Annotated in this window: 14 protein-coding genes, 22 tRNA genes and 5 rRNA genes; 39 read left to right on the top strand and 2 right to left on the bottom strand. The window is 41.3% G+C overall.

The genetic code is table 11. The annotated features are described in order from the left end of the window. Window positions 1-33 precede the first annotated feature (33 nt). From BJL90_RS03180 to BJL90_RS03040, 29 genes are all read left to right on the top strand, one after another. Window positions 34-109, top strand: a tRNA-Ala gene (locus tag BJL90_RS03180). A 165-nt stretch (window positions 110-274) separates the two neighbouring features. Then, a 23S ribosomal RNA gene (locus BJL90_RS03175) occupies window positions 275-3336 on the top strand. Between the two features lie 258 nt (window positions 3337-3594). After that, window positions 3595-3711 (top strand): 5S ribosomal RNA (rrf, locus tag BJL90_RS03170). A 6-nt stretch (window positions 3712-3717) separates the two neighbouring features. After that, a tRNA-Asn gene (locus BJL90_RS03165) sits at window positions 3718-3792 on the top strand. 6 nt (window positions 3793-3798) lie between these two features. After that, window positions 3799-3887 (top strand) — tRNA-Leu (locus BJL90_RS03160). A gap of 5 nt (window positions 3888-3892) precedes the next feature. Continuing rightward, window positions 3893-3968 (top strand) — tRNA-Met (locus BJL90_RS03155). A 4-nt stretch (window positions 3969-3972) separates the two neighbouring features. Continuing rightward, window positions 3973-4047 (top strand) — tRNA-Glu (locus BJL90_RS03150). Window positions 4048-4053: 6 nt separating this feature from the next. Continuing rightward, window positions 4054-4129, top strand: a tRNA-Val gene (locus BJL90_RS03145). A gap of 11 nt (window positions 4130-4140) precedes the next feature. Beyond that, window positions 4141-4217 (top strand) — tRNA-Asp (locus tag BJL90_RS03140). Between the two features lie 124 nt (window positions 4218-4341). Continuing rightward, window positions 4342-4417 (top strand) — tRNA-Thr (locus tag BJL90_RS03135). 3 nt (window positions 4418-4420) lie between these two features. Continuing rightward, window positions 4421-4505: transfer RNA gene (locus tag BJL90_RS03130), tRNA-Tyr, on the top strand. A gap of 19 nt (window positions 4506-4524) precedes the next feature. Beyond that, window positions 4525-4598: transfer RNA gene (locus BJL90_RS03125), tRNA-Gly, on the top strand. Window positions 4599-4606: 8 nt separating this feature from the next. Further along, a tRNA-Arg gene (locus BJL90_RS03120) sits at window positions 4607-4683 on the top strand. 4 nt (window positions 4684-4687) lie between these two features. Next, a tRNA-Gln gene (locus BJL90_RS03115) sits at window positions 4688-4763 on the top strand. A 6-nt stretch (window positions 4764-4769) separates the two neighbouring features. Continuing rightward, window positions 4770-4845, top strand: a tRNA-Lys gene (locus tag BJL90_RS03110). 3 nt (window positions 4846-4848) lie between these two features. After that, a tRNA-Ile gene (locus BJL90_RS03105) sits at window positions 4849-4925 on the top strand. Between the two features lie 8 nt (window positions 4926-4933). Further along, window positions 4934-5009, top strand: a tRNA-Phe gene (locus tag BJL90_RS03100). 448 nt (window positions 5010-5457) lie between these two features. Continuing rightward, window positions 5458-6987, top strand: a 16S ribosomal RNA gene (locus BJL90_RS03095). 241 nt (window positions 6988-7228) lie between these two features. Then, window positions 7229-10291 (top strand): 23S ribosomal RNA (locus BJL90_RS03090). Window positions 10292-10485: 194 nt separating this feature from the next. Further along, window positions 10486-10602 (top strand): 5S ribosomal RNA (gene rrf / locus BJL90_RS03085). The 16S, 23S and 5S rRNA genes sit together here with 22 tRNA genes alongside, the layout of an rRNA operon. A 10-nt stretch (window positions 10603-10612) precedes the next feature. Beyond that, window positions 10613-10689, top strand: a tRNA-Met gene (locus BJL90_RS03080). Between the two features lie 6 nt (window positions 10690-10695). Then, a tRNA-Glu gene (locus tag BJL90_RS03075) sits at window positions 10696-10770 on the top strand. Between the two features lie 7 nt (window positions 10771-10777). Beyond that, window positions 10778-10853, top strand: a tRNA-Val gene (locus tag BJL90_RS03070). An 11-nt stretch (window positions 10854-10864) separates the two neighbouring features. Continuing rightward, window positions 10865-10941: transfer RNA gene (locus BJL90_RS03065), tRNA-Asp, on the top strand. 126 nt (window positions 10942-11067) lie between these two features. Continuing rightward, window positions 11068-11143 (top strand) — tRNA-Thr (locus BJL90_RS03060). Window positions 11144-11146: 3 nt separating this feature from the next. Continuing rightward, window positions 11147-11231, top strand: a tRNA-Tyr gene (locus BJL90_RS03055). A gap of 19 nt (window positions 11232-11250) precedes the next feature. Further along, window positions 11251-11333 (top strand) — tRNA-Leu (locus BJL90_RS03050). Between the two features lie 167 nt (window positions 11334-11500). Further along, window positions 11501-12898: an aspartate aminotransferase family protein gene (locus BJL90_RS03045; RefSeq protein WP_156778695.1), complete on the top strand. Its 1398-nt coding sequence runs from the start codon at window positions 11501-11503 to the stop codon at window positions 12896-12898. Window positions 12899-12903: 5 nt separating this feature from the next. Then, window positions 12904-13986, top strand: coding sequence for a shikimate dehydrogenase (locus tag BJL90_RS03040; protein ID WP_070964163.1), 1083 nt, complete (start codon window positions 12904-12906; stop codon window positions 13984-13986). 31 nt (window positions 13987-14017) lie between these two features. Here BJL90_RS03040 and BJL90_RS03035 read toward each other — a convergent pair whose 3' ends face one another. Together BJL90_RS03035 and BJL90_RS03030 are read right to left on the bottom strand one after the other, a co-directional pair. Beyond that, a complete protein-coding gene (locus tag BJL90_RS03035) occupies window positions 14018-15253 on the bottom strand; it encodes an argininosuccinate synthase (protein WP_070964161.1) in 1236 nt (411 codons plus the stop codon). Window positions 15254-15393: 140 nt separating this feature from the next. Then, window positions 15394-16095, bottom strand: a complete 702-nt coding sequence (locus tag BJL90_RS03030) for a BON domain-containing protein (protein WP_070964159.1) — start codon at window positions 16093-16095, stop codon at window positions 15394-15396. A gap of 647 nt (window positions 16096-16742) precedes the next feature. Here BJL90_RS03030 and cdaA point away from each other — a divergent pair. The 10 genes from cdaA to BJL90_RS02980 all read left to right on the top strand — a co-directional run bounded on the left by cdaA (window position 16743) and on the right by BJL90_RS02980 (window position 26730). Beyond that, on the top strand, window positions 16743-17567 hold the full coding sequence (gene cdaA / locus BJL90_RS03025) for a diadenylate cyclase CdaA (RefSeq protein WP_070964158.1): 825 nt from the start codon (window positions 16743-16745) through the stop codon (window positions 17565-17567). Continuing rightward, on the top strand, window positions 17564-18793 hold the full coding sequence (locus tag BJL90_RS03020) for a CdaR family protein (RefSeq protein WP_070964156.1): 1230 nt from the start codon (window positions 17564-17566) through the stop codon (window positions 18791-18793). Before cdaA ends, BJL90_RS03020 begins: the two co-directional genes overlap by 4 nt. Before the next feature lie 47 nt (window positions 18794-18840). Next, window positions 18841-20583 carry a sigma-54 interaction domain-containing protein gene (locus BJL90_RS03015; RefSeq protein ID WP_081562300.1) on the top strand — a complete coding sequence of 581 codons (1743 nt, stop codon included), beginning with the start codon at window positions 18841-18843 and terminating at the stop codon, window positions 20581-20583. Window positions 20584-20841: 258 nt separating this feature from the next. Further along, window positions 20842-21939 carry a butyrate kinase gene (buk, locus tag BJL90_RS03010; RefSeq protein WP_070964152.1) on the top strand — a complete coding sequence of 366 codons (1098 nt, stop codon included), beginning with the start codon at window positions 20842-20844 and terminating at the stop codon, window positions 21937-21939. Then, window positions 21923-22831, top strand: coding sequence for a phosphate butyryltransferase (locus tag BJL90_RS03005; protein ID WP_070964150.1), 909 nt, complete (start codon window positions 21923-21925; stop codon window positions 22829-22831). Before buk (BJL90_RS03010) ends, BJL90_RS03005 begins: the two co-directional genes overlap by 17 nt. 20 nt (window positions 22832-22851) lie before the next feature. Then, the gene (gene buk, locus BJL90_RS03000) at window positions 22852-23928 is read left to right on the top strand and encodes a butyrate kinase (RefSeq protein ID WP_070972932.1); all 1077 of its coding nucleotides are present in this window, start codon (window positions 22852-22854) and stop codon (window positions 23926-23928) included. A gap of 39 nt (window positions 23929-23967) precedes the next feature. Beyond that, window positions 23968-24639, top strand: coding sequence for a nucleotide-binding protein (locus tag BJL90_RS02995; protein ID WP_081562199.1), 672 nt, complete (start codon window positions 23968-23970; stop codon window positions 24637-24639). 28 nt (window positions 24640-24667) lie between these two features. Continuing rightward, window positions 24668-24892 carry a 4Fe-4S dicluster domain-containing protein gene (locus tag BJL90_RS02990; RefSeq protein WP_070964149.1) on the top strand — a complete coding sequence of 75 codons (225 nt, stop codon included), beginning with the start codon at window positions 24668-24670 and terminating at the stop codon, window positions 24890-24892. 27 nt (window positions 24893-24919) lie between these two features. After that, complete coding sequence (locus BJL90_RS02985) at window positions 24920-25984, top strand: 3-methyl-2-oxobutanoate dehydrogenase subunit VorB (RefSeq protein WP_070964147.1); 1065 nt, start codon at window positions 24920-24922, stop codon at window positions 25982-25984. Further along, window positions 25984-26730, top strand: coding sequence for a thiamine pyrophosphate-dependent enzyme (locus tag BJL90_RS02980; RefSeq protein WP_070964145.1), 747 nt, complete (start codon window positions 25984-25986; stop codon window positions 26728-26730). The genes BJL90_RS02985 and BJL90_RS02980 overlap by 1 nt, the downstream gene beginning before the upstream one ends.

The raw sequence follows: 26730 nt of genomic DNA, 5'->3' as shown, positions 1-26730 counted from the left end.
GGAAGAATTTTTAACATCCTTTACAAACAAAGTGGGGGCGTAGCTCAGTTGGGAGAGCACCTGCCTTGCAAGCAGGGGGTCAGGAGTTCGACTCTCCTCGTCTCCACCAAAGAACATGGTAGAAAGTACCATGTTAAAAAGATTGACAAAAGGAAAAGAATTTGATAGAATAATATTCTTGACGATTCTTAAATTGTTCTAAATTGTTCTTTGAAAACTAAACAATGTTATGAGAATGTTATGAGAAAGAAAAAAGCTGAAGTAATTCACTAAAGGTCAAGTTATTAAGGGCAAAGGGTGGATGCCTTGGCACTAGGAGCCGAAGAAGGACGTGGTAAGCTGCGAAAAGCTACGGGGAACTGCAAGCAAGTATTGATCCGTAGATGTCCGAATGGGGAAACCCACTTGGGGTAATGTCCAAGTATCTATTACTGAATTCATAGGTAATAGAAGGTAGACCGGGGGAACTGAAACATCTAAGTACCCCGAGGAAGAGAAAGAAAAATCGATTCCCTCAGTAGCGGCGAGCGAAAGGGGAAGAGCCCAAACCAAAGACTTAAGTTTTTGGGGTTGCGGACATCTTTATAGAGGACGAATAAAAGTAGTTGAAGAGAGTTGGAAAACTCCACCATAGAGGGTAAAAGTCCCGTAAGCGAAACTTTGAAGGTCTTTGAGGATGATCCAGAGTACCACGGGACACGTGAAACCCTGTGGGAAGCAGGGGGGACCACCCCCAAGGCTAAATACTACCTAGTGACCGATAGCGCATAGTACCGTGAGGGAAAGGTGAAAAGAACCCCGGGAGGGGAGTGAAAAAGAACCTGAAACCTTTTGCCTACAAGCTGTGGAAGCACTTTATATGTGTGACCGCGTACTTTTTGTAGAACGGGCCAACGAGTTATGGTATGTAGCAAGGTTAAGTACTGAAGGTACGGAGCCGAAGGGAAACCGAGTCTTAATAGGGCGACAAGTTACATGCTATAGACCCGAAACCGTGCGATCTACCCATGGGCAGGATGAAGCGGAAGTAAAATTTCGTGGAGGTCCGAACCAGTTGACGTTGAAAAGTCATTGGATGACCTGTGGGTAGCGGAGAAATTCCAATCGAGCTCGGAGATAGCTGGTTCTCGCCGAAATAGCTTTAGGGCTAGCCTTGAAATGAGAGTGACGGAGGTAGAGCACTGAATGGTCTAGGGGCCTTCACCGGTTACCAAAACCTATCAAACTCCGAATGCCGTTAACTTATTTTCAGGAGTCAGACTACGAGTGATAAGATCCGTGGTCAAGAGGGAAAGAGCCCAGACCATCAGCTAAGGTCCCAAAGTATACGTTAAGTGGGAAAGGATGTGGAGTTGCACAGACAACCAGGATGTTGGCTTAGAAGCAGCCACTCATTTAAAGAGTGCGTAATAGCTCACTGGTCGAGTGATTCTGCGCCGAAAATGTCCGGGGCTCAAACGTATCACCGAAGCTATGGATGCTGACGTAATCATTAGTACTTTTATAGAAGAGAAATTAAAGGACATTAAGCCAAAACTAACCGATAGGTTAGAATAAAGTTTTGGCCAAATACCTTAAGCTCAAACGTATCTATGAAGGTAGCAATGATTACGTCAGCGTGGTAGGCGAGCATTCTATGTGGGTTGAAGCTATACCGAAAGGAGTGGTGGACTGCATAGAAGAGAGAATGTTGGCATGAGTAACGAGAGGTAGGTGAGAATCCTACCCGTCGAAAACCTAAGGTTTCCTGAGGAAGGTTCGTCCGCTCAGGGTTAGTCGGGACCTAAGCCGAGGCAGAAATGCGTAGGCGATGGACAACAGGTTGAGATTCCTGTACCACCTAGAATCGTTTGAGAGATGGGGTGACACAGAAGGATAGGTTGAGCCCACCGTTGGTTGAGTGGGTCTAAGCCAGTAGGGAGCTAAGACAGGCAAATCCGTTTTAGCAACATCCTGAGAGGTGATGGGGAGCGAAAAACAAGTAGCGAAGCAACTGATTCCACACTGTCGAGAAAAGCCTCTATTGAGAAACTAGGTGCCCGTACCGCAAACCGACACAGGTAGGTGAGGAGAGAATCCTAAGACGAGCGGGAGAACCATTGTTAAGGAACTCGGCAAAATGACCCCGTAACTTCGGGAGAAGGGGTGCCGAAGGGTGTGAAGGCTTTTACGCTGTAAGCACACTTCGGTCGCAGAGAACAGGCCCAAGCGACTGTTTAGCAAAAACATAGGTCTCTGCAAAGTCGAAAGACGACGTATAGGGGCTGACGCCTGCCCGGTGCTGGAAGGTTAAGGGGAAGTGTTAGGGCAACCGAAGCACAGAACTTAAGCCCCAGTAAACGGCGGCCGTAACTATAACGGTCCTAAGGTAGCGAAATTCCTTGTCGGGTAAGTTCCGACCCGCACGAAAGGCGTAACGATTTGGGCGCTGTCTCAACAATGGACCCGGTGAAATTGTAATACCAGTGAAGATGCTGGTTACCTGCGACAGGACGGAAAGACCCCGTGGAGCTTTACTGCAGCTTGACATTGGATTTTGGTACTAGATGTACAGGATAGGTGGGAGACTTAGAACCTAGGACGCCAGTCTTGGGGGAGTCGACGTTGGGATACCACTCTTGTAGTACTGAAGTTCTAACCATGAACCGTAAGCCGGTTTTGGGACACTGTCAGGCGGGCAGTTTGACTGGGGCGGTCGCCTCCTAAAAAGTAACGGAGGCGCTCAAAGGTTCCCTCAGCACGGTCGGAAATCGTGCAAAGAGTGCAAAGGCATAAGGGAGCTTGATTGCGAGACCAACAAGTCGAGCAAGGACGAAAGTCGGACTTAGTGATCCGGTGGTACCGAGTGGAAGGGCCATCGCTCAACGGATAAAAGCTACCCCGGGGATAACAGGCTTATCTCCCCCAAGAGTCCACATCGACGGGGAGGTTTGGCACCTCGATGTCGGCTCATCACATCCTGGGGCTGAAGTAGGTCCCAAGGGTTGGGCTGTTCGCCCATTAAAGTGGTACGCGAGCTGGGTTCAGAACGTCGTGAGACAGTTCGGTCCCTATCCGTCGCAGGCGTAGGAAATTTGAGAGGAGCTGTCCTTAGTACGAGAGGACCGGGATGGACGTACCGCTGGTGTACCAGTTGTCTTGCCAAAGGCACCGCTGGGTAGCTATGTACGGAAGGGATAAGTGCTGAAGGCATCTAAGCACGAAGCCCCCCTCAAGATAAGATTTCCCATCCGAAAGGAGTAAGACCCCAGAAAGACTATCTGGTAGATAGGTCGGAGGTGTAAATGCAGTAATGTATTAAGCTGACCGATACTAATAGGTCGAGGACTTGACCAATACTCATACATTGTTTAGTTTTGAGGGAATAATACCTCAAATTAAATAAGACATAGGTCATAAGCTGATGTTAGCTTATTCCCAACGGAATTTTCATTAGAAAAAACCCAATGAAATCCGTCGTGAAACGCTAACTAAGTGACCAACAAAGGATGTTAGAAAGTCTCATGATTCCTTCTGATGAAAAGAAGGAAAGGAATCAATCGATTTCTAACTAAGTGACTGACACAAAATTAAAGATTTTGGTCATCTACTTAATATCGTGACAATAGCGAAGGGGTCACACCTGTTCCCATACCGAACACAGTAGTTAAGCCCTTCAGCGCTGATGGTACTTGGCGGGAAGCTGCCTGGGAGAGTAGGTCGTTGCGATATAGAAGTTCCAGAGTAGCTCAATGGTGGAGCACCCGGCTGTTAACCGGTAGGTTGGAGGTTCGAGTCCTCTCTCTGGAGCCAAAAAAAGCCGAAGTGGCGGAACTGGCAGACGCACAGGACTTAAAATCCTGCGGTCCTTCAAGATCGTACCGGTTCGATTCCGGTCTTCGGCACCAAATAACGCGGGGTAGAGCAGTTGGTAGCTCGTCGGGCTCATAACCCGGAGGCCGCAGGTTCAAGTCCTGTCCCCGCAACCATTTTGGCCCCTTGGTCAAGCGGTTAAGACACCGCCCTTTCACGGCGGTAACAGGGGTTCGATTCCCCTAGGGGTCACCAAAAAATGGGCGCATAGCTCAGCTGGGAGAGCACCTGCCTTACAAGCAGGGGGTCACAGGTTCAAGTCCTGTTGCGCCCACCATGAAAATACGCGGCCTGGTAGTTCAGTTGGTTAGAATGCCAGCCTGTCACGCTGGAGGTCGAGGGTTCGAGTCCCTTCCAGGTCGCCATAAGTAGACAACCAAAATCTTTGATTTTGTGTTGATCACTTACTTAGCGTTTCGAAACACATTTCAATGGTTCAACTTAAGTAAAATGTGTTGCGAAAAAGCTAAGAACATTATTAATAAACTTGCTGGTGTAGCTCAATTGGCAGAGCAGCTGATTTGTAATCAGCAGGTTGCGGGTTCGAGTCCCATCACCAGCTCCAACTGGAGGGATTCCCGAGTGGCCAAAGGGGGCAGACTGTAAATCTGTTGTCGACGACTTCGAAGGTTCGAATCCTTCTCCCTCCACCATAATATATATAACACACATGCGGGTGTAGTTCAGTGGTAGAACTTCAGCCTTCCAAGCTGACCGCGAGGGTTCGATTCCCTTCACCCGCTCCAATAATTATGTACCCATAGCTCAGCAGGATAGAGCAACGGCCTTCTAAGCCGTGTGTCCGGGGTTCGAATCCCTGTGGGTACGCCAAAGTTGGGATATAGCCAAGTCGGTAAGGCAACGGACTTTGACTCCGTCATTCGCAGGTTCGAGTCCTGCTATCCCAGCCAAAACGAGATCCATTAGCTCAGTCGGTAGAGCACCTGACTTTTAATCAGGGTGTCCCGCGTTCGAGTCGCGGATGGATCACCATAAGGGCTCATAGCTCAGCAGGTTAGAGCGCACGCCTGATAAGCGTGAGGTCGGTGGTTCGAGTCCACTTGAGCCCACCAATAAATTTGCCCAGATAGCTCAGTCGGTAGAGCAGGGGACTGAAAATCCCCGTGTCGGTGGTTCGATTCCGCCTCTGGGCACCATTACAAAACAATGATAAATGATCGTTGTTTTTTTATAAATGCTATTGTTAGAAGATTTAGAAAAAAATGCCAGACATATACATCTTGACAAGAGCAAAAAAGTTTGATATATTAGTAAAAGTCGCCGCCAGCAAGGGGTGACAGGAAAGAAGAAAGTTCGACACAGATGAAAAAGAAATTTTTTAAAAAAGTGTTGACATAAGATAGCGAAGTATGATATAGTAGTTAAGTCGCCAAACGAGGGCGGCAGAAAAAAAGGTCTTTGAAAATTAAACAGTATAGATATTAAGCCAGCAACCTGAAAGATTCTGATGAATTTTTAGAAGGTAAGAAATTAAGAAAGTTATAAATTTTATGTTTCCTTTAGTGATAAAAAACCAAAGGAAACGAAACATAAAATTTCTAACAAAGTAGCTAACACAAAATCAAAGATTTTGGTTACAATACTTTTATTAAGAGTTTGATCCTGGCTCAGGATGAACGCTGGCGGCGTGCCTAACACATGCAAGTCGAGCGAACCGATTTATCGGAAGCCTTCGGGTGGAAGATGATGAGGTTAGCGGCGGACGGGTGAGTAACGCGTGGGTAACCTACCTTGTACAGGGGGATAACAGTCGGAAACGATTGCTAATACCGCATAAAGCTATTTTAAGGCATCTTAGAATAGCCAAAGATTTATTGGTACAAGATGGGCCCGCGTCTGATTAGCTAGTTGGTGGGGTAAAGGCCTACCAAGGCGACGATCAGTAGCCGACCTGAGAGGGTGACCGGCCACACTGGAACTGAGACACGGTCCAGACTCCTACGGGAGGCAGCAGTGGGGGATATTGCACAATGGGGGAAACCCTGATGCAGCGACGCCGCGTGAGCGAAGAAGGCCTTCGGGTCGTAAAGCTCTGTTTCGAGGGAAGAAAAATGACGGTACCTCGGGAGGAAGCCCCGGCTAACTACGTGCCAGCAGCCGCGGTAATACGTAGGGGGCAAGCGTTATCCGGAATCACTGGGCGTAAAGGGTGCGTAGGCGGCCAATAAAGTCTAGGGTGAAAGGCTACGGCTCAACCGTAGTAAGCCTTGGAAACTTATTGGCTTGAGTGCAGGAGAGGAGAGTGGAATTCCTAGTGTAGCGGTGAAATGCGTAGATATTAGGAGGAACACCAGTGGCGAAGGCGACTCTCTGGACTGTAACTGACGCTGAGGCACGAAAGCGTGGGGAGCGAACAGGATTAGATACCCTGGTAGTCCACGCCGTAAACGATGAGTGCTAGGTGTTGGGGGTCAAACCTCAGTGCCGCAGCTAACGCATTAAGCACTCCGCCTGGGGAGTACGCACGCAAGTGTGAAACTCAAAGGAATTGACGGGGACCCGCACAAGCAGCGGAGCATGTGGTTTAATTCGAAGCAACGCGAAGAACCTTACCTGGACTTGACATCCTTATGACCGCTTTTTAACAGAAGCTTTCCCTTCGGGGACAGAAGTGACAGGTGGTGCATGGTTGTCGTCAGCTCGTGTCGTGAGATGTTGGGTTAAGTCCCGCAACGAGCGCAACCCTTGTCTTTAGTTGCCAGCATTTCGGATGGGCACTCTAGAGAGACTGCCGGGGACAACTCGGAGGAAGGTGGGGATGACGTCAAATCATCATGCCCCTTATGTTCAGGGCTACACACGTGCTACAATGGCCGATACAAAGGGCAGCGAAGGAGTAATCTGGAGCGAATCTCATAAAGTCGGTCTCAGTTCGGATTGTGGGCTGAAACTCGCCCACATGAAGTTGGAGTTGCTAGTAATCGCGAATCAGAATGTCGCGGTGAATGCGTTCCCGGGTCTTGTACACACCGCCCGTCACACCATGGGAGTCGGAAGCGCCCGAAGCCAGCTACTTTAACCGAAAGGAGAGAGCTGTCGAAGGTGAAGCCGATGACTGGGGTGAAGTCGTAACAAGGTAGCCGTATCGGAAGGTGCGGCTGGATCACCTCCTTTCTAAGGAGAAAGGCTTTTACTATACTGTTTAATTTTGAGGGACTTTTGTTTCTCAATAAGCAGACAACCAAAATCTTAGATTTTGTGTTAGTCGCTTAGTTAAAAATTCTGTAATTCACAACAATGGTTTTAAACCAACAAAAAATGAATGGAAGAATTTTTAACATCTATAGTCTTTTAGATTGTTCTTTGAAAACTAAACAATGATATGAGAAAAGAAAAGCTGAAGTAATTCACTAAAGGTCAAGTTATTAAGGGCAAAGGGTGGATGCCTTGGCACTAGGAGCCGAAGAAGGACGTGGTAAGCTGCGAAAAGCTACGGGGAGCTGCAAGCAAGTATTGATCCGTAGATGTCCGAATGGGGAAACCCACTTGGGGTAATGTCCAAGTATCTATTACTGAATTCATAGGTAATAGAAGGTAGACCGGGGGAACTGAAACATCTAAGTACCCCGAGGAAGAGAAAGAAAAATCGATTCCCTCAGTAGCGGCGAGCGAAAGGGGAAGAGCCCAAACCAAAGACTTAAGTTTTTGGGGTTGCGGACATCTTTATAGAGGACGAATAAAAGTAGTTGAAGAGAGTTGGAAAACTCCACCATAGAGGGTAAAAGTCCCGTAAGCGAAACTTTGAAGGTCTTTGAGGATGATCCAGAGTACCACGGGACACGTGAAACCCTGTGGGAAGCAGGGGGGACCACCCCCCAAGGCTAAATACTACCTAGTGACCGATAGCGCATAGTACCGTGAGGGAAAGGTGAAAAGAACCCCGGGAGGGGAGTGAAAAAGAACCTGAAACCTTTTGCCTACAAGCTGTGGAAGCACTTTATATGTGTGACCGCGTACTTTTTGTAGAACGGGCCAACGAGTTATGGTATGTAGCAAGGTTAAGTACTGAAGGTACGGAGCCGAAGGGAAACCGAGTCTTAATAGGGCGACAAGTTACATGCTATAGACCCGAAACCGTGCGATCTACCCATGGGCAGGATGAAGCGGAAGTAAAATTTCGTGGAGGTCCGAACCAGTTGACGTTGAAAAGTCATTGGATGACCTGTGGGTAGCGGAGAAATTCCAATCGAGCTCGGAGATAGCTGGTTCTCGCCGAAATAGCTTTAGGGCTAGCCTTGAAATGAGAGTGACGGAGGTAGAGCACTGAATGGTCTAGGGGCCTTCACCGGTTACCAAAACCTATCAAACTCCGAATGCCGTTAACTTATTTTCAGGAGTCAGACTACGAGTGATAAGATCCGTGGTCAAGAGGGAAAGAGCCCAGACCATCAGCTAAGGTCCCAAAGTATACGTTAAGTGGGAAAGGATGTGGAGTTGCACAGACAACCAGGATGTTGGCTTAGAAGCAGCCACTCATTTAAAGAGTGCGTAATAGCTCACTGGTCGAGTGATTCTGCGCCGAAAATGTCCGGGGCTCAAACGTATCACCGAAGCTATGGATGCTGACGTAATCATTAGTACTTTTATAGAAGAGAAATTAAAGGACATTAAGCCAAAACTAACCGATAGGTTAGAATAAAGTTTTGGCCAAATACCTTAAGCTCAAACGTATCTATGAAGGTAGCAATGATTACGTCAGCGTGGTAGGCGAGCATTCTATGTGGGTTGAAGCTATACCGAAAGGAGTAGTGGACTGCATAGAAGAGAGAATGTTGGCATGAGTAACGAGAGGTAGGTGAGAATCCTACCCGTCGAAAACCTAAGGTTTCCTGAGGAAGGTTCGTCCGCTCAGGGTTAGTCGGGACCTAAGCCGAGGCAGAAATGCGTAGGCGATGGACAACAGGTTGAGATTCCTGTACCACCTAGAATCGTTTGAGAGATGGGGTGACACAGAAGGATAGGTTGAGCCCACCGTTGGTTGAGTGGGTCTAAGCCAGTAGGGAGCTAAGACAGGCAAATCCGTTTTAGCAACATCCTGAGAGGTGATGGGGAGCGAAAAACAAGTAGCGAAGCAACTGATTCCACACTGTCGAGAAAAGCCTCTATTGAGAAACTAGGTGCCCGTACCGCAAACCGACACAGGTAGGTGAGGAGAGAATCCTAAGACGAGCGGGAGAACCATTGTTAAGGAACTCGGCAAAATGACCCCGTAACTTCGGGAGAAGGGGTGCCGAAGGGTGTGAAGGCTTTTGCGCTGTAAGCACACTTCGGTCGCAGAGAACAGGCCCAAGCGACTGTTTAGCAAAAACATAGGTCTCTGCAAAGTCGAAAGACGACGTATAGGGGCTGACGCCTGCCCGGTGCTGGAAGGTTAAGGGGAAGTGTTAGGGCAACCGAAGCACAGAACTTAAGCCCCAGTAAACGGCGGCCGTAACTATAACGGTCCTAAGGTAGCGAAATTCCTTGTCGGGTAAGTTCCGACCCGCACGAAAGGCGTAACGATTTGGGCGCTGTCTCAACAATGGACCCGGTGAAATTGTAATACCAGTGAAGATGCTGGTTACCTGCGACAGGACGGAAAGACCCCGTGGAGCTTTACTGCAGCTTGACATTGGATTTTGGTACTAGATGTACAGGATAGGTGGGAGACTTAGAACCTAGGACGCCAGTCTTGGGGGAGTCGACGTTGGGATACCACTCTTGTAGTACTGAAGTTCTAACCATGAACCGTAAGCCGGTTTTGGGACACTGTCAGGCGGGCAGTTTGACTGGGGCGGTCGCCTCCTAAAAAGTAACGGAGGCGCTCAAAGGTTCCCTCAGCACGGTCGGAAATCGTGCAAAGAGTGCAAAGGCATAAGGGAGCTTGATTGCGAGACCAACAAGTCGAGCAAGGACGAAAGTCGGACTTAGTGATCCGGTGGTACCGAGTGGAAGGGCCATCGCTCAACGGATAAAAGCTACCCCGGGGATAACAGGCTTATCTCCCCCAAGAGTCCACATCGACGGGGAGGTTTGGCACCTCGATGTCGGCTCATCACATCCTGGGGCTGAAGTAGGTCCCAAGGGTTGGGCTGTTCGCCCATTAAAGTGGTACGCGAGCTGGGTTCAGAACGTCGTGAGACAGTTCGGTCCCTATCCGTCGCAGGCGTAGGAAATTTGAGAGGAGCTGTCCTTAGTACGAGAGGACCGGGATGGACGTACCGCTGGTGTACCAGTTGTCTTGCCAAAGGCACCGCTGGGTAGCTATGTACGGAAGGGATAAGTGCTGAAGGCATCTAAGCACGAAGCCCCCCTCAAGATAAGATTTCCCATCCGAAAGGAGTAAGACCCCAGAAAGACTATCTGGTAGATAGGTCGGAGGTGTAAGTGCAGTAATGTATTAAGCTGACCGATACTAATAGGTCGAGGACTTGACCAATATACTCATACATTGTTTAGTTTTGAGGGAATAATACCTCAAATTAAATAAGACATAGGTCATAAGCTAACTAAGTGACCAACAAAGGATGTTAGAAAGTCTCATGATTCCTTCTGATGAAAAGAAGGAAAGGAATCAATCGATTTCTAACTAAGTGACTGACACAAAATTAAAGATTTTGGTCATCTACTTAATATCGTGACAATAGCGAAGGGGTCACACCTGTTCCCATACCGAACACAGTAGTTAAGCCCTTCAGCGCTGATGGTACTTGGCGGGAAGCTGCCTGGGAGAGTAGGTCGTTGCGATATAGTTGTGTTTGGCGGCATAGCTCAGCTGGCTAGAGCGTTCGGTTCATACCCGAAAGGTCACAGGTTCGATTCCTGTTGCCGCTACCATATTTTGGCCCCTTGGTCAAGCGGTTAAGACACCGCCCTTTCACGGCGGTAACAGGGGTTCGATTCCCCTAGGGGTCACCAAAAAAATGGGCGCATAGCTCAGCTGGGAGAGCACCTGCCTTACAAGCAGGGGGTCACAGGTTCAAGTCCTGTTGCGCCCACCATGAAAATACGCGGCCTGGTAGTTCAGTTGGTTAGAATGCCAGCCTGTCACGCTGGAGGTCGAGGGTTCGAGTCCCTTCCAGGTCGCCACATAAGTAGACAACCAAAATCTTTGATTTTGTGTTGATCACTTACTTAGCGTTTCGAAACACATTTCAATGGTTCAACTTAAGTAAAATGTGTTGCGAAAAAGCTAAGAACATTATTAATAAACTTGCTGGTGTAGCTCAATTGGCAGAGCAGCTGATTTGTAATCAGCAGGTTGCGGGTTCGAGTCCCATCACCAGCTCCAACTGGAGGGATTCCCGAGTGGCCAAAGGGGGCAGACTGTAAATCTGTTGTCGACGACTTCGAAGGTTCGAATCCTTCTCCCTCCACCATAATATATATAACACACATGCGGGTGTGGCGGAATTGGCAGACGCACTAGACTTAGGATCTAGCGGGCGACCGTGGGGGTTCAAGTCCCTCCACCCGCACCATACGTTTGAAAAGACAATGATCATTGATCATTGTCTTTTTTTATGCTCTGAAGGTGGTGTGTGTATAAGCTAGTTAATATGTGGAAAAAATTATAATTAAAGAAACTTTATACACCTAGTTTCAATACTCATGGTAGGGAGGGATTCATATAGAAGGTTTTATTAGCATGGAAAAGAAAAAACTAACTTCACTCGAAGAAGCACTTTTTTTAGAAGGAGAAGAAACTAACGTACAGTATAGACAGTATGCAAATCCGCAACTAGCAAATCTTTTAAGTTTATTAGGATTAAATAAACACTTTAAAAAAGCCAAGGGCATGAAAGTATGGGACGATCAAGGAGAAGAATATATAGATTTTTTGGGTGCCTATGGGGCTTTAAACATAGGACATAATAATGATTTTGTTATAAATAAAATACAAAAAGTGATAGAAAACCCTAACTTGTTGCAGACAGCTATCAATCCAATTACTACAGCACTAGCAAGAAATCTAGCCATGATTAGTCCAGGAAATTTGCAGCATACTTTTTTTTGTAACAGTGGGGCTGAGGCTGTAGAGGGAGCATTGAAACTTGCTAAAATTGCTACTGGAAAATCAAGAATTATTTACTGCGAAGGTTCTTTTCATGGTAAATCAATGGGAGCTCTTTCTGTGACAGGCCGAAATAAGTATAAAAAATTTTTCGGTCCCTTAGTACCCTTAGCTGAGGAGGTCTCTTATGGAGACATTACTGCTTTGGAAGATGTATTTAAAAAGCATAAGGATATCGCAGGTTTTATAGTAGAACCAATACAAGGTGAAGGAGGCATAATCCTTCCTCCGAAGGGTTATTTAAAGAAAGTAGAGGCGTTATGCAAGCAGTATAATGTATTGTTAATAGCTGATGAGGTTCAAACAGGCTTTGGAAGAACTGGATATTGGTTTGCTTGCGATGAAGAGAATGTGAAACCAGATATATTATGTATGGCAAAATCCTTGGGAGGAGGGATTATGCCCATTGGTGCATATATTACATCTGAAGAAATATGGAACAAGGCCTATGGAAGTTTAGAAAAGTGCTTATTACATACCTCTACTTTTGGAGGAAATACATGGGCGTGTACAGCTGGGATAGCAACTATTGAATATATATGTGAAGCTAATCTACTTGCGGAAGCAGGGAAAAAAGGAGAATATTTTTTAGAAAAACTATATGACTTAAAAGAAAGATATCCGTTACTAAGGGAAGTAAGAGGAAAAGGATTGATGCTTGGTCTTGAATTTCAATCTATAAAAGACCATTACATACTAAATAAATTTATAAAGGGAAAGACCGCAGAGATGCTGGAAGAATATACAGGAGGATTGGTTGCTACGGAGCTATTGAACCAACATAAAATTATCACAGCCTATACATTAAATAATCCAAATGTTATCCGCATCGAGCCACCGTTGATCATATCCTATGAGGAAATTGATGTATTTATAAGGGCTTTAGAAGCTACTCTTGAAAAATATAAGGGGATGACAGGATTAGTAATAAATAATGTAAAAAATATTTTTCAATCTACTTTTAGGAGATAAAAATTATGGAAAAATTTGTGTTTTTAATACACCCTATTGAGCTAGAGGATATCTATCGAAAATATAAGGGGTTAAAGTATCTACCACAAAAGTTTGTAGAGACAATGATAAGCAAAATACCTCCCTTAAATATCTCACAAATTACTAATCTAAAAAGTGCGTATGCTGAAGCTGAGGGATGGTTTATAGGCGTTCCGTTAACAACGAAAATGATGATACAATTAGATGAAAAAAAAGTAATAAAAAAAATAATTGATGCAGGAAAGATTGCAGAGAAATTAGGAGCCAAGATTTTAGGATTAGGCGCCTATACCTCCGTAGTGGGAGATGGCGGAATAACTGTTGCAAAAAACTTAAATATTGCTGTTACTAGTGGCAATACCTATACAGTAGCGGCTGCTTTTGAGGCTACGAAGGAGGCTTCAAGATTATTAGGCAGAAAAATTCAAGAGAGTGAAGTTGCAATTGTAGGTGCCAATGGCTCGATAGGAAGAGTATGTGCCGAACTGGCTTGTAGAGATAGTAAGAAGATTATTTTAATAGGTAGAGATTTAAAGAGATTAGAAGAGTTGAAGGCTGGTTTTATTAAAAAATATGGGGAAATTGACATTGACTGTAGTACAAGCATAAATAAAGGGATAGCTAATGCTGATGCTGTTATTACTGTAACCAGTAGTATAGAAGAAATAATTTCTCCAGGGGATATCAAATCTGGGGCAGTGGTTTGTGATGTAGCAAGACCTAGAGACGTTTCTAAAAAAGTGCAGGAAATGAGAAGAGATGTCTTGGTAATAGAAGGGGGAGTTATAGAAGTACCTAAAGGTGTAGATTTTAACTTCAACTTTGGATTCCCGGCGGGCTTATCTTATGCTTGTATGGCTGAAACCATGATATTAACGCTGGAAAAGCGTTATGAGAACTTTAGCTTAGGAAGAGATATGGATATAGCTAAAGTAGATGAAATCACTAGATTAGCTGATAAACATGGTTTCAAACTAGCAGGACTTAGGAGTTTTGAAAGAGTTGTTGATCAAAGATATATTGAAGAGGTTCTAATTAATATAGAAAAAGCTCAAGAAGTAAACTAAAAATATAGCGGAGGAAAAACCTCCGCTATATTTATATAACCTTTTTATCTGTTTTGTTCTTATCATCTTTGTTATGATTCATTAGAGCACGTATTGTTAAAGGTAAAGCAAATAGATTAATGAAACCTTCAGCATCTTGCTGATTATAAACGTCATCTTCCCCAAAGGTAACAAATTCTTCGTTATACAGAGAGTAAGGTGATGTGGATGCTACTGCTGAACAACTACCTTTATACAACTTTAATTTAACAACACCAGTTACACACTGCTGTGTACTATTTACAAATTGATCTAAAGCTTCTCTTAAAGGTGTAAACCAAAGGCCATCATAAACTAATTGTGCATACTTTTCAGAAACACCTTTTTTAAAGCTCATAGTTGCCCTGTCTAATGTTAGCTTTTCTAATGCTTTATGTGCTTCAAATAATAGGGTACCGCCTGGTGTTTCATAGACACCACGGGATTTCATTCCTACAAGTCTGTTTTCAACAATATCAATAATACCAACGCCATGAGCCCCAGCAGCCTTATTAAGCACAGTAAGAAGCTCTACAGGATTATACTTTACACCGTCTACTGCAACTGGAATACCAGCATCAAACTGTATTTCTACATAGGCAGGAGTGTCCGGCGCGTTTTCAGGAGAAACGGATAGTTTATAAATCGTGTCATCATGTTCATTCCAAGGATTTTCTAAATTACCACCTTCATGGCTAATGTGCCATATGTTGCTGTCACGGCTATAGATATCTTTTTTAGTAACAGGAATAGGAATATCATTTTTTAAAGCATATTCGATACAATCTTCTCTAGATTTTAAGTCCCAAACACGCCAAGGTGCAATCAATTTAATATATGGATTTAATGCTTTAATAGAAGCTTCAAAGCGTACTTGATCATTACCTTTCCCTGTAGCACCGTGAGCAATAGCCACTGCACCTTCATTTTCAGCAATTTCTACCAATTTTTTAGCAATTAGAGGTCTTGCAAAAGAAGTGCCTAATAAGTAATCATCTTCATAAATAGCTCCTGCCTTAAGGGTAGGGTAAATATAGTCAGTAATAAATTCTTCTGTTACATCTAACACATAAGACTTAATTGCCCCAGTATTCAATGCTTTTTGCTTAATAGCATCAAAGTCTTCTTCTTGGCCAACATTAATGCAAACAGCAATTACTTCATATTGATAAGTATTTTCTAACCATTTTAAAATAACAGATGTATCTAAACCCCCAGAATATGCTAAAACAACTTTTTCTTTTTTCATATAATAACCCCTCCATAAAAATCAATTGTTATAGATATAATTATAAGCAATAGTGAATAAATATGCAAGTTTTTTTTTTATAAATATACAAAAAATAGAGCTGAGAAACATAAAAGTTTCTCAGCTGATTTCAATGAAATTCACTTTCTTAGTTGAATGTTGTTCCTTACTTTGATGACGCCTTCTATACCCATGGTTATCTCTTTTGCCAGCTCAATATCTTGATGGCTATCTAATGTTCCAGATAAAGTTACTTCTCCATCGGATACTCTTCTAGTAATATCTCTATAGTCTAAGGGAGATTTGCTATACTCCTGAAGAATTTTATTACTGATGGCATCATCACTATACTTTCTATGACTAGTAATATTAATATTATTTACAACATCTTTCACACCTCGAACTTCTCTGACTAAATGCATAGCAGTATGACAATCCTTTAGCGTATCTACATGACCCATAAGACTTACCACGCCTTTTTCTACTTTTGCACCTATGCCTACGGTGTTTTCACTACCATGGTTAAGTTTGTCTATTACTTCTTTTTCAATATGTTTATCCGTGATATTACTATCCATTGCTATTGTGATTTTATTTTCTATTTTTCTTACCCCTGGTATTTTTGAAGCGGTATCTTCAGCAAATTTCTTTTCTGCTAAGACATCTACCATACCAGACATGTGCACATAACCATCTTTGCAAAATACATTAATATCCATTGCACTTTCTTCCATTTTTTCTTCTAATTGATCTTTTATATAATCTACGATTAATTGATCTTTTGTAGGGACTTTATCATCAATAATTACATTTTTACGTTTGTTGTTTCCTGAATTTGACATATTGATCTCCCTCTCTTTAATATGGTTTATGTTTAGTTTATCTCAAATCATTGAAAATATGTTTTAAAACTTAATAAAAACCTACAGAGGATATGTAAAAAATTACTTTTTTGACTATAATAGTAATAAGGGCTGTCCTTATGTAGATAGTCCTTATATTTTTCTACTATAGGATTGATGTGGCTAATAGAAAAAAAGTAATTTTTAAATGCTTCTAGAGTAGGATTTTACTAAAAGTGATTCAAAAATGCATATAAAGACTTTATAATATAGGTATAAGTCTTTAAATTTGGCTACAATTCAGCGGGAGTAAAAACTTCCCCTGAATTAAATCTCATTTTATAGATGTATATCTATATTGAAGAGGAAGAAAAGTGATTTATGAAACATACATAAGATAAATGCGAAATAAATATAATTTCCTATAGATAATTAAGAAGGGTTTTTTCTATAGCACATGGAAATATATAGATATGGGCTTTTGCATTTGGATTTTAGCAGAAAGGCTCTACGGTTTCGTTCTTTGTTATAAGATGCAGGTAAGTATATAAAAATAATATTTCGCATATTAAGATTTATAGAGATATAGCTATAAGTCATCAAAAAGGTTTTCAAAATATAGAAGAAGGAATCAAGAGGTGTTTGGGATGCAGGATTTGATAGAGATATTTAGAAACATTGGCATGAAGGATATAGCTGATATGGCTATTGTAGCCTTTGCATTTTATAAATTATACATGCTGATAAGAGAAACCAGAGCCGAGCAACTTATAAAAGGTATTGTAGTTTTGCTTCTAGCAACGCAATTAAGTGAATGGCTACAACTTCATGCTATAAACTGGATATTAAGAAATACCATGACAGTAGGATTAATTGCGCTATTAATTGTATTTCAACCTGAGATGCGTAGGGCTTTAGAATACATAGGTAGAACAAAATTTCTCACAAAATCAATTGTAGATATCGAACATGAAGAAATTGATATGATGGCAGAGGAAATCGTAGAAGCCACGGGATCTCTATCAAGACAAAAAATTGGTGCTCTCTTGGTTTTAGAAAAAGAGACAGGATTAAACGAAGTGGTAGAAACAGGAACACAAATTAATGGTAAAATTTCTAGAGGATTACTCATTAACATATTTATGCCTAATACCCCATTACACGATGGTGCAGTTGTTATCCGAAAAAGTCAAGTCCTAGCAGCAGGCTGTTTTTTACCTTTAACGGAAAGCAATTATCTTAGCAAAGACTTAGGCACTAGACATAGAGCGGGTTTGGGGATTACAGAGCGTTCGGATGCTATTGTAGTCATTGTGTCAGAAGAAACAGGTGCTATCTCTATAGCTGAAAATGGTGAATTAACAAGATTTTTAGATGCCAATACTCTTAGAAAGATATTAATTAATAGCTTTAGGCCAACTGAAAACAAACAATGGCAATTTTTAAAGTTAAAATGGAGGCATAAGAGATGAATATTTTTAAACGTAAAAATCTAATGGCTAAAATAGTCTCCATTCTTTTTGCCTTGACTATATGGGTGTATGTTATGAGTGAAATTAACCCTAGAATCACTAGAGATGAACAAAATATTCCAGTGGAGTTTGTTAATGTTGAAGAGATGCGACAAAATGGTTTGGTTATAAAGGGCGATATAGATTATACTATAAGGGTTCGAATTACTGGAAGAAGAGATGAGGTTTATAGAATAGCCAGAAACCAAATCAAGGCAACCGCGGATTTGTTAGGTTATAGGGCAGGGATTAATAACATACCGGTTGAGATTGTAGTACCAGGAGAAGTAGATACAGACTATAATCCTAAGTTTATAAGGGTAGAATTGGAGGAAATTGTTAGCAAACAAAAACCTGTTAATGTGGCTGTCGAAGGTACCCCTCGCGGTGGTCATGTGCTAGGAAATATAGCCTATGAGCCTACAGTAGTATGGGTGGAGGGCCCTGAAAGTTTAGTAAATGCTGTAGAGGTGGTGGAAGCTTCTATAAAGCTGTCAGAGGAATTTCAAAATGTAGAATCTCAATTTCCTTTACGACCTCTAAACAGTAGGGGAGAAGAAGTGCAAGGCGTTAGTATTACACCTGTTTATGCAAATGTAACATTACCTATTGATCAGCTAAAAACCATTGAAGTTAATCCAAACATTGAGGCTACACCAGCAGAAAACTATGAAATCAGTAATATATCTGTTAGCCCTAATAGAATTACAATACGAGGGCAGCAGGAAATCATGAATACTATTGATGTTATAGAGACTGAAAAAGTAACCATTAATAATATTACAGAAAGTATGACGAGAACAGTAGCTTTAAATCTGCCAGAAGGTGTGACAGCAGTAGATACTACAGAGGTAAGCATTACGGTAAATGTGGAAGAAATAAAAGAAGTGGTTTTTCAAATAGCCAGGGAACAAATTGATTTTAAAAATCTTAGCGATGGGTTAACATTAGACACAAGTGGTATTCCTGATGTATTGCAGGTAAAAATCTTAGGAAATGAAACTTTAACTGAATCCATTAGCAAAGAAGATATAAATATTGTCATAGATATGGAGGGCTTAGATGAGAATGAATATACCATAGAACCTATAATAGAATTGCCCTTCCTAGTACAAAGAAGAGCTAGAAGAATAGAGTTGGTTCCTAAAACAGTTAATATAAAGGTAATTTCACAAGAGAATCAATGATTACTTTGTATTTTTATTTAGAAAAGTCCCTAGGGACTTTTCTTTTCATGAGAAAGGTGATAGTGATGAAAAAAGAGGAATTGGATATTATCCTAAAAAGCACCAATGATGCAGTAATTGTAATCAATGCTATAGAAAAGATTACTTTGTTTAATACAGCGGCAGAAAGGATCACAGGCTTTCAAGAAAAAGAGGTAATCGGAAAGCCCATAAAGGAAGTGATTATTAGCACGAGATTACCTTATGTTCTAAATTCAGGAGAAGCAGAACTAAATCAAAGGCAATTACTAGGAAATACCACTATTATTACTAGCCGAATGCCGGTAAAGGACGAGGAAGGTAGAGTAATAGCAGCTGTAGCAATTTTTAGAGATATAAGCGAAGTCATGGATTTAACCCACCAAATCTACAAATTAAAGGAAATGCAAAGTCTCCTAGAGGGGATTTTTCATTCTACACAGGATGCTATTTCAGTATGCAATGAGAAGGGCATAGGTGTTCTTATTAACCCTGCTTATACAAGAGTGACTGGTTTTACAGAAGAAGATATCATTGGAAAGCCTGTTACAGCTGACATAGCGGAGGGAGAGAGCATGCACTTACAAGTGCTGAGGACAAAGCAGCCGGTTAAAAACGCTAGATTAAAAGTAGGATCTCAAAAAAAAGATGTGTTAGTACATGCCGCTCCCATCATTGTAGATGGAGAATTAAAAGGCAGCGTAGGGGTATTACATGATTTATCAGAAATAAAGAAACTCACGGATGAATTGATTACAGCGAAGCAGATTATTCGAAAGTTAGAAGCAAAATATCTATTTGAAGACATTATTGCTGAAGATGAAGGTATGTTGGCAGCGCTGCAAAAAGCAAAGCAGGCGGCTGTAACACCAGCTACAATACTTCTAAGAGGTGAAAGTGGTACAGGTAAAGAACTTTTTGCCCATGCCATTCATAACTTATCACAAAGAAGGTATAATCAATTTGTTCGGGTGAATTGTCCTGCTATTAGTGAAAATCTATTTGAAAGTGAAGTTTTTGGTTATGTTGAAGGAGCTTTTACAGGGGCAAGAAAAGGGGGAAAAAGGGGACTTTTTGAAGAAGCCCATGGTGGTACCATCTTTTTAGATGAAGTGACGGAAATTCCCATCAGTATACAGGCAAAGCTTTTAAGAGTATTACAGGAGAAGGAAATTCTTAGAGTGGGAAGTACAAAACCTATCAGCATAGATGTGAGGATAATAGCAGCTACCAATATAGCTTTGGAGGAGGCTGTCAAAGAGGGTAAATTTCGGGAAGATTTATATTATAGACTTAATGTTATTCCTATAGAAATACCTCCTCTTAGAAAGAGAAAAAGAGATTTATATTCACTAGTGCTACACCTAATTAATAAATACAATCAGGAATATGGGAGAAAAGTAGAAGGTATATCTCAGGAAGCTTTAAGAAGTTTAGAGAATTATGACTGGCCAGGAAATATTAGAGAGCTTCAAAACTATATAGGTAGAACCTTTATCAATATGAAATATTCAGAAAAAATTATTGAAGAAGAACATCTGCCCAAATTTATTCATAAAGATGTCAGTTTTTTAATAAGTGAAAAAGAAAATATAGATAACACAGCTAAAGGGGAAGATAAAAGCTTAAAAGAGATGGTAGCAAAAGCAGAAAAAGCCTATATAAAGGAAGTTCTCAAAAAATATCGTGGGAATAGAACATTAGCTGCTCAAGAACTACAAATTTCTCTTCGTAACCTTTATTATAAGATTGAAAAATATGAGATTGATTAAATATGAAAAAAGTTGCACAGTATTGTGCAACTTTTTTCATGCAAAAAATTGCAGTATTAGAAAACTCTAAAATATATTAGAAAATTAAAAAAATTTAGTACAAGTAATTAAATTGGAATCTCAATAGATAAAAAATGTCTCAAAACCAGTATAAATTGGCATAGAATTTGCGAATGAATAGAGATAGAAGATTTTTTTAATAAAGCTAGACAACTACATATGTTTTTACAGCTTAAAAAGTATGAGGGGTGAAAAGTATTGAGAGAGTATGTGCTGGCGATTAACCCTGGGTCAACCTCCACAAAGGTTGCAGTATTTAAAGGAAAAGAAAATCTATTTGAGACAAGGTTGGATCATCCTTTAGAAGAACTAAATCAATATAAAAAGATAACAGACCAATACCTACTACGGAAAAATATAATTTTGGCGTGGCTTCAAGAAATAGCTATTCATTCTGAAAACTTATTGGCAGTGGTAGGTAGAGGGGGACTTTTACGCCCAATACCTGGTGGAACCTATAAAATTACAGAGGAAATGATAAAAGACCTAAAGGCTGGGGTTCAAGGAGAGCATGCTTCAAATCTCGGTGGTATTCTTGCAAAAGCAATAGCTGATATAGAGGGAATCGATGCTTATATTGTAGATCCTGTTTCAGTAGATGAATTTGAAGATGTTGCTAGAGTTTCTGGGATGCCAGAAATCCAAAGGCGCTCATTAGGCCATGCTTTAAATATAAAGGCAGTAGGGCATAGCGTAGCTGCTGATTTGAATAAAAACTTTCAAGAAGTAAATTTAATCGTAGCCCACTTAGGTGGAGGCATTTCTGTTGCTCCTGTGAAACTGGGAAGGTTGGTGGATTATAATAATGCCAACGAAGCGGGACCCTTTTCTCCAGAGAGAGCTGGAGACCTACCCACAGGGGACTTAGCTAAATTATGCTTTTCTGGTGAATATACTTACAATGAAATCAAGGAAAAGTTAAGGGGCAAAGGCGGTTTAACGGCTTATCTCTTAACAAATAATGCTATTGAAGTAGAAAAAAGAATAGAAGAGGGCGACCAAAGGGCAAAATTAATATATGATGCCATGTGCTATCAGATAGCTAAGGAAATTGGGGCAATGGCTACAGTTCTAAATGGTAGAATAGATGCTATTGTTTTAACAGGAGGTATAGCCCATTCTAGCTATGTAACCAGTAATATAGCTGAGAGGGTAAGCTTTATTGCCCCTGTCATGATTTACGCAGGAGAAGATGAAATGAAGGCATTAAATGAAGGGGTTTTGAGGGTAATAAGACGGGAAGAAAACTCCAAGATATATGAAGAAGAGGTGTTAACCCATGATAAAAAACTTTAATGATGTGATGAAGATAGCGAAGGAACGTGGTCCTAAAACCATAGCAGTAGCCTGTGCACAAGATCCTGAAGTGCTGATAGCAGTAAGTGAAGCGAAAAAAGAGGGCATTGCTGAGGGCATTTTAGTAGGAGATGGAGAAGCAATAAAAAAGATTGCTGTAGAAGAAAATATTGATTTAAGTCAATTTCAAATGATAGATATAGAAGACATAACAGAGGCTTCAAGAAAAGCTGTTCAGTTGGTTTCAACCGGTAAGGCGGATATGGTGATGAAGGGTTTAGTGGATACATCTATTATTTTAAGCGCTGTTTTAGATGCAGAGATTGGTTTAAGAACAGGTAATGTATTGAGTCACGTAGCTATATTTGATATAAAAGATCAGGATCGGTTGTTTTTTGTAACAGATGCAGCTATGAATATTTCACCTGACTTAAATACCAAAAAACAGATCATAGAAAATGCAATTCAGGTAGCCCATGCTTTAGATATTGATGAGCCAAAGGTAGCTGTGATCTGCGCAAAAGAAAAACCAACGCCTAAGATGCCAGACACGATGGATGCAGTAGCCTTAAAGGAGATGAACGAAAAAGGTGAGATAAAAGGATGCATCGTAGGAGGTCCCTTTGGTTTAGATAATGCAGTATCAATAGAAGCAGCGAAAATTAAGGGAATTGATCACCCTGTAGCAGGATACGCAGATATATTATTAACGCCAGACATCGAAGCAGGAAATGTACTATATAAGTCTTTGGTGTTTCTTACAGGGGCTAAAAATGCTGGTGTTATCGTAGGAGCTAAAGCGCCTGTTATATTAACATCAAGGGCAGACAGTCATGAGGCAAAGCTATACTCCATCGCTTTAGGAGTATTGTGTACAGCCAAATTATTTTAGGCGAAAGGTGTGAAAGAATCATGAGTGAAGTTTATAGAGTATTAGCGATTAACCCAGGTTCTACATCAACAAAAATTGCTATATTTGATAACGAAAAACCAGTGTTTGAAGAGGTGTTAAGACATTCCACTAGTGAGTTAAGTAAATATGAGACAATCTTTGATCAATATGAATTTAGAAAAAATATTATTCTTGAAACACTAAGTGAAAAGGGAATAAACATTACAAAGCTTTCAGCGGTAGTGGGAAGAGGTGGACTATTAAAACCTATAGCTGGTGGTACCTATAAGGTAGAAGAAACAATGCTGAAGGACTTAAAGAAAGGAATACTAGGACAGCACGCTTCTAATTTAGGTGGCGTATTGGCTTATGAAATTGCATCTCAGCTAAACATTCCCCCTTTTATTGTAGATCCTGTGGTGGTGGATGAAATGCAGGAAATTGCAAGAATCTCTGGGATGCCAGAAATAGAACGAAAAAGTATTTTCCACGCTTTAAACCAAAAAGCAGTAGCTAGAAGAGCTGCAAAAGATAAGGGTGGGCAGTATGAAGATTTTAATTTTATCGTAGCTCATTTGGGTGGAGGCATTTCTGTAGGTGCCCATGAAAAAGGAAAAGTGATTGATGTGAATAACGGACTAGATGGGGATGGTCCTTTTTCTCCAGAAAGAACAGGTGGGCTTCCAACAGGAGACTTTGCAAAACTATGCTTCTCTGGTAAATATACCTATGAAGAGGTAAAAAAGAAAAATGTAGGCCAGGGTGGCTTAGTTGGATATTTAGGTACAAATGACGGTAGAGAAGTAGTAAAAATGATAGAAGCAGGAGATAAAAAAGCAGAGTTGATCTATAGAGCAATGGCTTACCAAGTAGCTAAAGAGATAGGAGCTGCCGCTGCTGTATTAATGGGAAAAATAGATGCCATTATTTTAACGGGAGGCGTTGCCTATGATAGAATTTTTACAGATTGGATTCGGGAAAAAGTTTCTTTTATTGGGGAGGTCTTAGTATATCCTGGTGAAGATGAAATGATTGCCTTAACAGAAGGTGCATTGAGGGTATTAAGGGAAGAAGAAGAAGCAAAACAATACCAGTAAAAAGAAAAAGAAGGTTTACGAAATTAGGTGATAAGTATTATGTTAAATGATCATAGAATCAGAATTGTCATAGGCCATTATGGCAGCGGAAAAACAGAATTCGCTGTAAACTATGCTATGAACTTAGCCAAAGCAAATAAAAAAGTTGCATTGGCGGATTTAGATATTGTTAATCCATACTTTCGCAGCAGGGAGAAAGAAAGGATGCTACAGGAATATGGTATTAAAGTAATCGCTAGTTATATTAAAGGTTCAGGTTCAGACTTACCTGCTGTTACAGGAGATGTATTAGGTCCCCTGCAGGATAAAAGCTATGATGTTGTATTAGATGTAGGTGGAGACGCGGTAGGAGCTAGAGCTCTAGGCAGATATAAGGAATATTGGAAGACAGAGGACTATGATATGTTCTGCGTTGTTAATGCCAATCGCCCCCAAACCTCAGAACTAGAGGGGGTATTAGAACATATTTATGCCATTGAAAAAACCTCTGGCGCTAAAGTAACTGGGCTTGTAAACAATACGCATCTTTTAAGACATACCACTGTAGAGGAAGTTCTGAAGGGACAGGAACTTTGTAGAAAAGTGTCAGAAGTCCTTAGAATTCCTATTAAATATATTACTGCACTTCGAGAGGTCGGTGAAAAACTCTCCCCAACCCTAGAAGGAGAAATTATGCCAATTGACATGATTATGCGAGAAGACTGGATGTAAATTTATTGATGGACGAGGAGGTCAAATTATGGCAAAAGCAAAGGGAAAAGTGAAATTTAACGAAGATCGTTGTAAGGGCTGTGAGTTATGTACAACTGCATGTCCTGTTAAGATTATTAAAATGGATAAAAAAAGGATTAACGTAAAAGGATATCATCCAGCAACCGTAGAGGAGATGGATAAATGTATCGGATGTGCCAACTGCGCTAGTATCTGTCCAGACCTAGTGATTCAGGTGGAAAAAGAGGACTAAAGGGACGAATTGTGAGGAGGGAATATAATGACTAGAATATTAATGAAGGGAAACGAAGCAATAGGTGCAGCTGCTATTAAAGCAGGATGTAGGTATTTCTTTGGTTATCCAATCACACCACAAAATGAGTTGCCAGAATTTATGTCAAGGGAACTACCTAAGGTAGATGGTGTATATGTACAGGCAGAATCAGAAGTAGCTGCGATTAATATGGTATATGGTGCGGCAGGAACAGGAGCTAGGGTGATGACTTCATCCTCTTCACCGGGAATTGCTTTAAAGCAAGAAGGTATTACCTATATAGCTGGTGCTGAACTACCCTGCGTCATTGTAAATATTAGCAGAGGAGGCCCTGGTTTAGGAGGAATCCAACCATCACAAGCTGATTATTTTCAATCCACAAGAGGTGGTGGAAATGGTGATTATAGATTATTGGTTTATGCTCCCGCCAGTCTTCAGGAGGCGGTAGATTTAGTGATAGAGGCCTTTGACGCGGCTGATTACTACAGAAATCCAGTGATGGTAATAGGAGATGGCATGATCGGTCAGATGATGGAACCGGTAGAGTTCAAAGAATCTACCAACAAAAGAGAACTTCCGCCAAAGGATTGGGCTACAACTGGAACAAAGGGAAAAAGACAGCCTAATATTATCAATTCTCTAGCGCTGGAACCAGAAAGTTTAGAAAAGCACAATATTAAATTAAATAAAAAGTATAAAGAAATGGAAGAAAAAGAAGTGAAATATGAAATGTATAAGATGGAAGAAGCCGAATTAGTCATGGTAGCTTATGGTACAACAGCAAGAATCGCTAAAAATGCCATTGATGCCCTTGAAGAAGAAGGGATAAAAGTAGGATTAATTAGACCCATCACCCTATGGCCCTTCCCCTATAAAGCTTTTAAAGACATACCAGCTACAACAAAGGCATTACTAAGTGTAGAGATGAGTATGGGGCAAATGATCGATGATGTTAAAATAGCTAACGAAGGTAGGCTTCCTGTAGAATTCTATGGCAGATCAGGAGGAATGATTCCTACGCCAGAGGCAATCGCAGCCAAGGTAAAGGATATTTTAGGGGGTGGAAAGTAATGTCTATTGTCTTCGAAAAGACCAAAGGTTTAACAGATAAGCAGTTTCATTATTGTCCAGGATGTACCCACGGTATTATTCATAGATTAGTGGCGGAGGTATTAGAAGAGCTAGATGTAGTAGGGAAAACTATTGGTGTAGCACCAGTAGGATGTTCTGTTTTGGCTTACGATTACTTTAATTGTGATATGCATGAGGCATCTCATGGTAGGGCCCCTGCAGTAGCTACGGGAATAAAGAGAGTCTTGCCAGATCATGTGGTATTCACTTACCAAGGTGATGGAGATCTAGCTTCTATTGGTACAGCTGAAATTATCCATGCTGCCCATAGAAGCGAAAAGTTCACTACGATATTTGTAAATAATGCCATATATGGTATGACTGGTGGCCAGATGGCTCCCACTACACTAATCGGGCAAAGAACCACAACTTCTCCAGAAGGTAGGAAGCAAGAATTAACTGGCATGCCCTTAAAAATGTCAGAAATGTTTGCAACCATTGAAGGAGCCGTATTTGTTGAAAGAGTTTCTGTCCATAATGTAGCCAACATTAGGAAAGCAAAAAAAGCCATTAAAAAAGCCTTTGAAATTCAACTGGAAGGTAAAGGTTTTGGTATTGTTGAAGTATTATCTACTTGTCCCACCAACTGGGGTATTACGCCAGTTGAATCTTTAAAGTGGTTGGAAGAAAATATGATTCCTTACTATCCATTAGGAAACTTCCGTACACCAGAGGAGGGAAAATAA

Origin of the sequence: Clostridium formicaceticum (assembly GCF_001854185.1) — a bacterium.
GTDB lineage: Bacteria > Bacillota > Clostridia > Peptostreptococcales > Natronincolaceae > Andreesenella > Andreesenella formicacetica.
The sequence above is the reverse complement of the archived record's forward strand: the minus strand, read 5'-3'. Positions and strand labels throughout refer to the sequence as shown.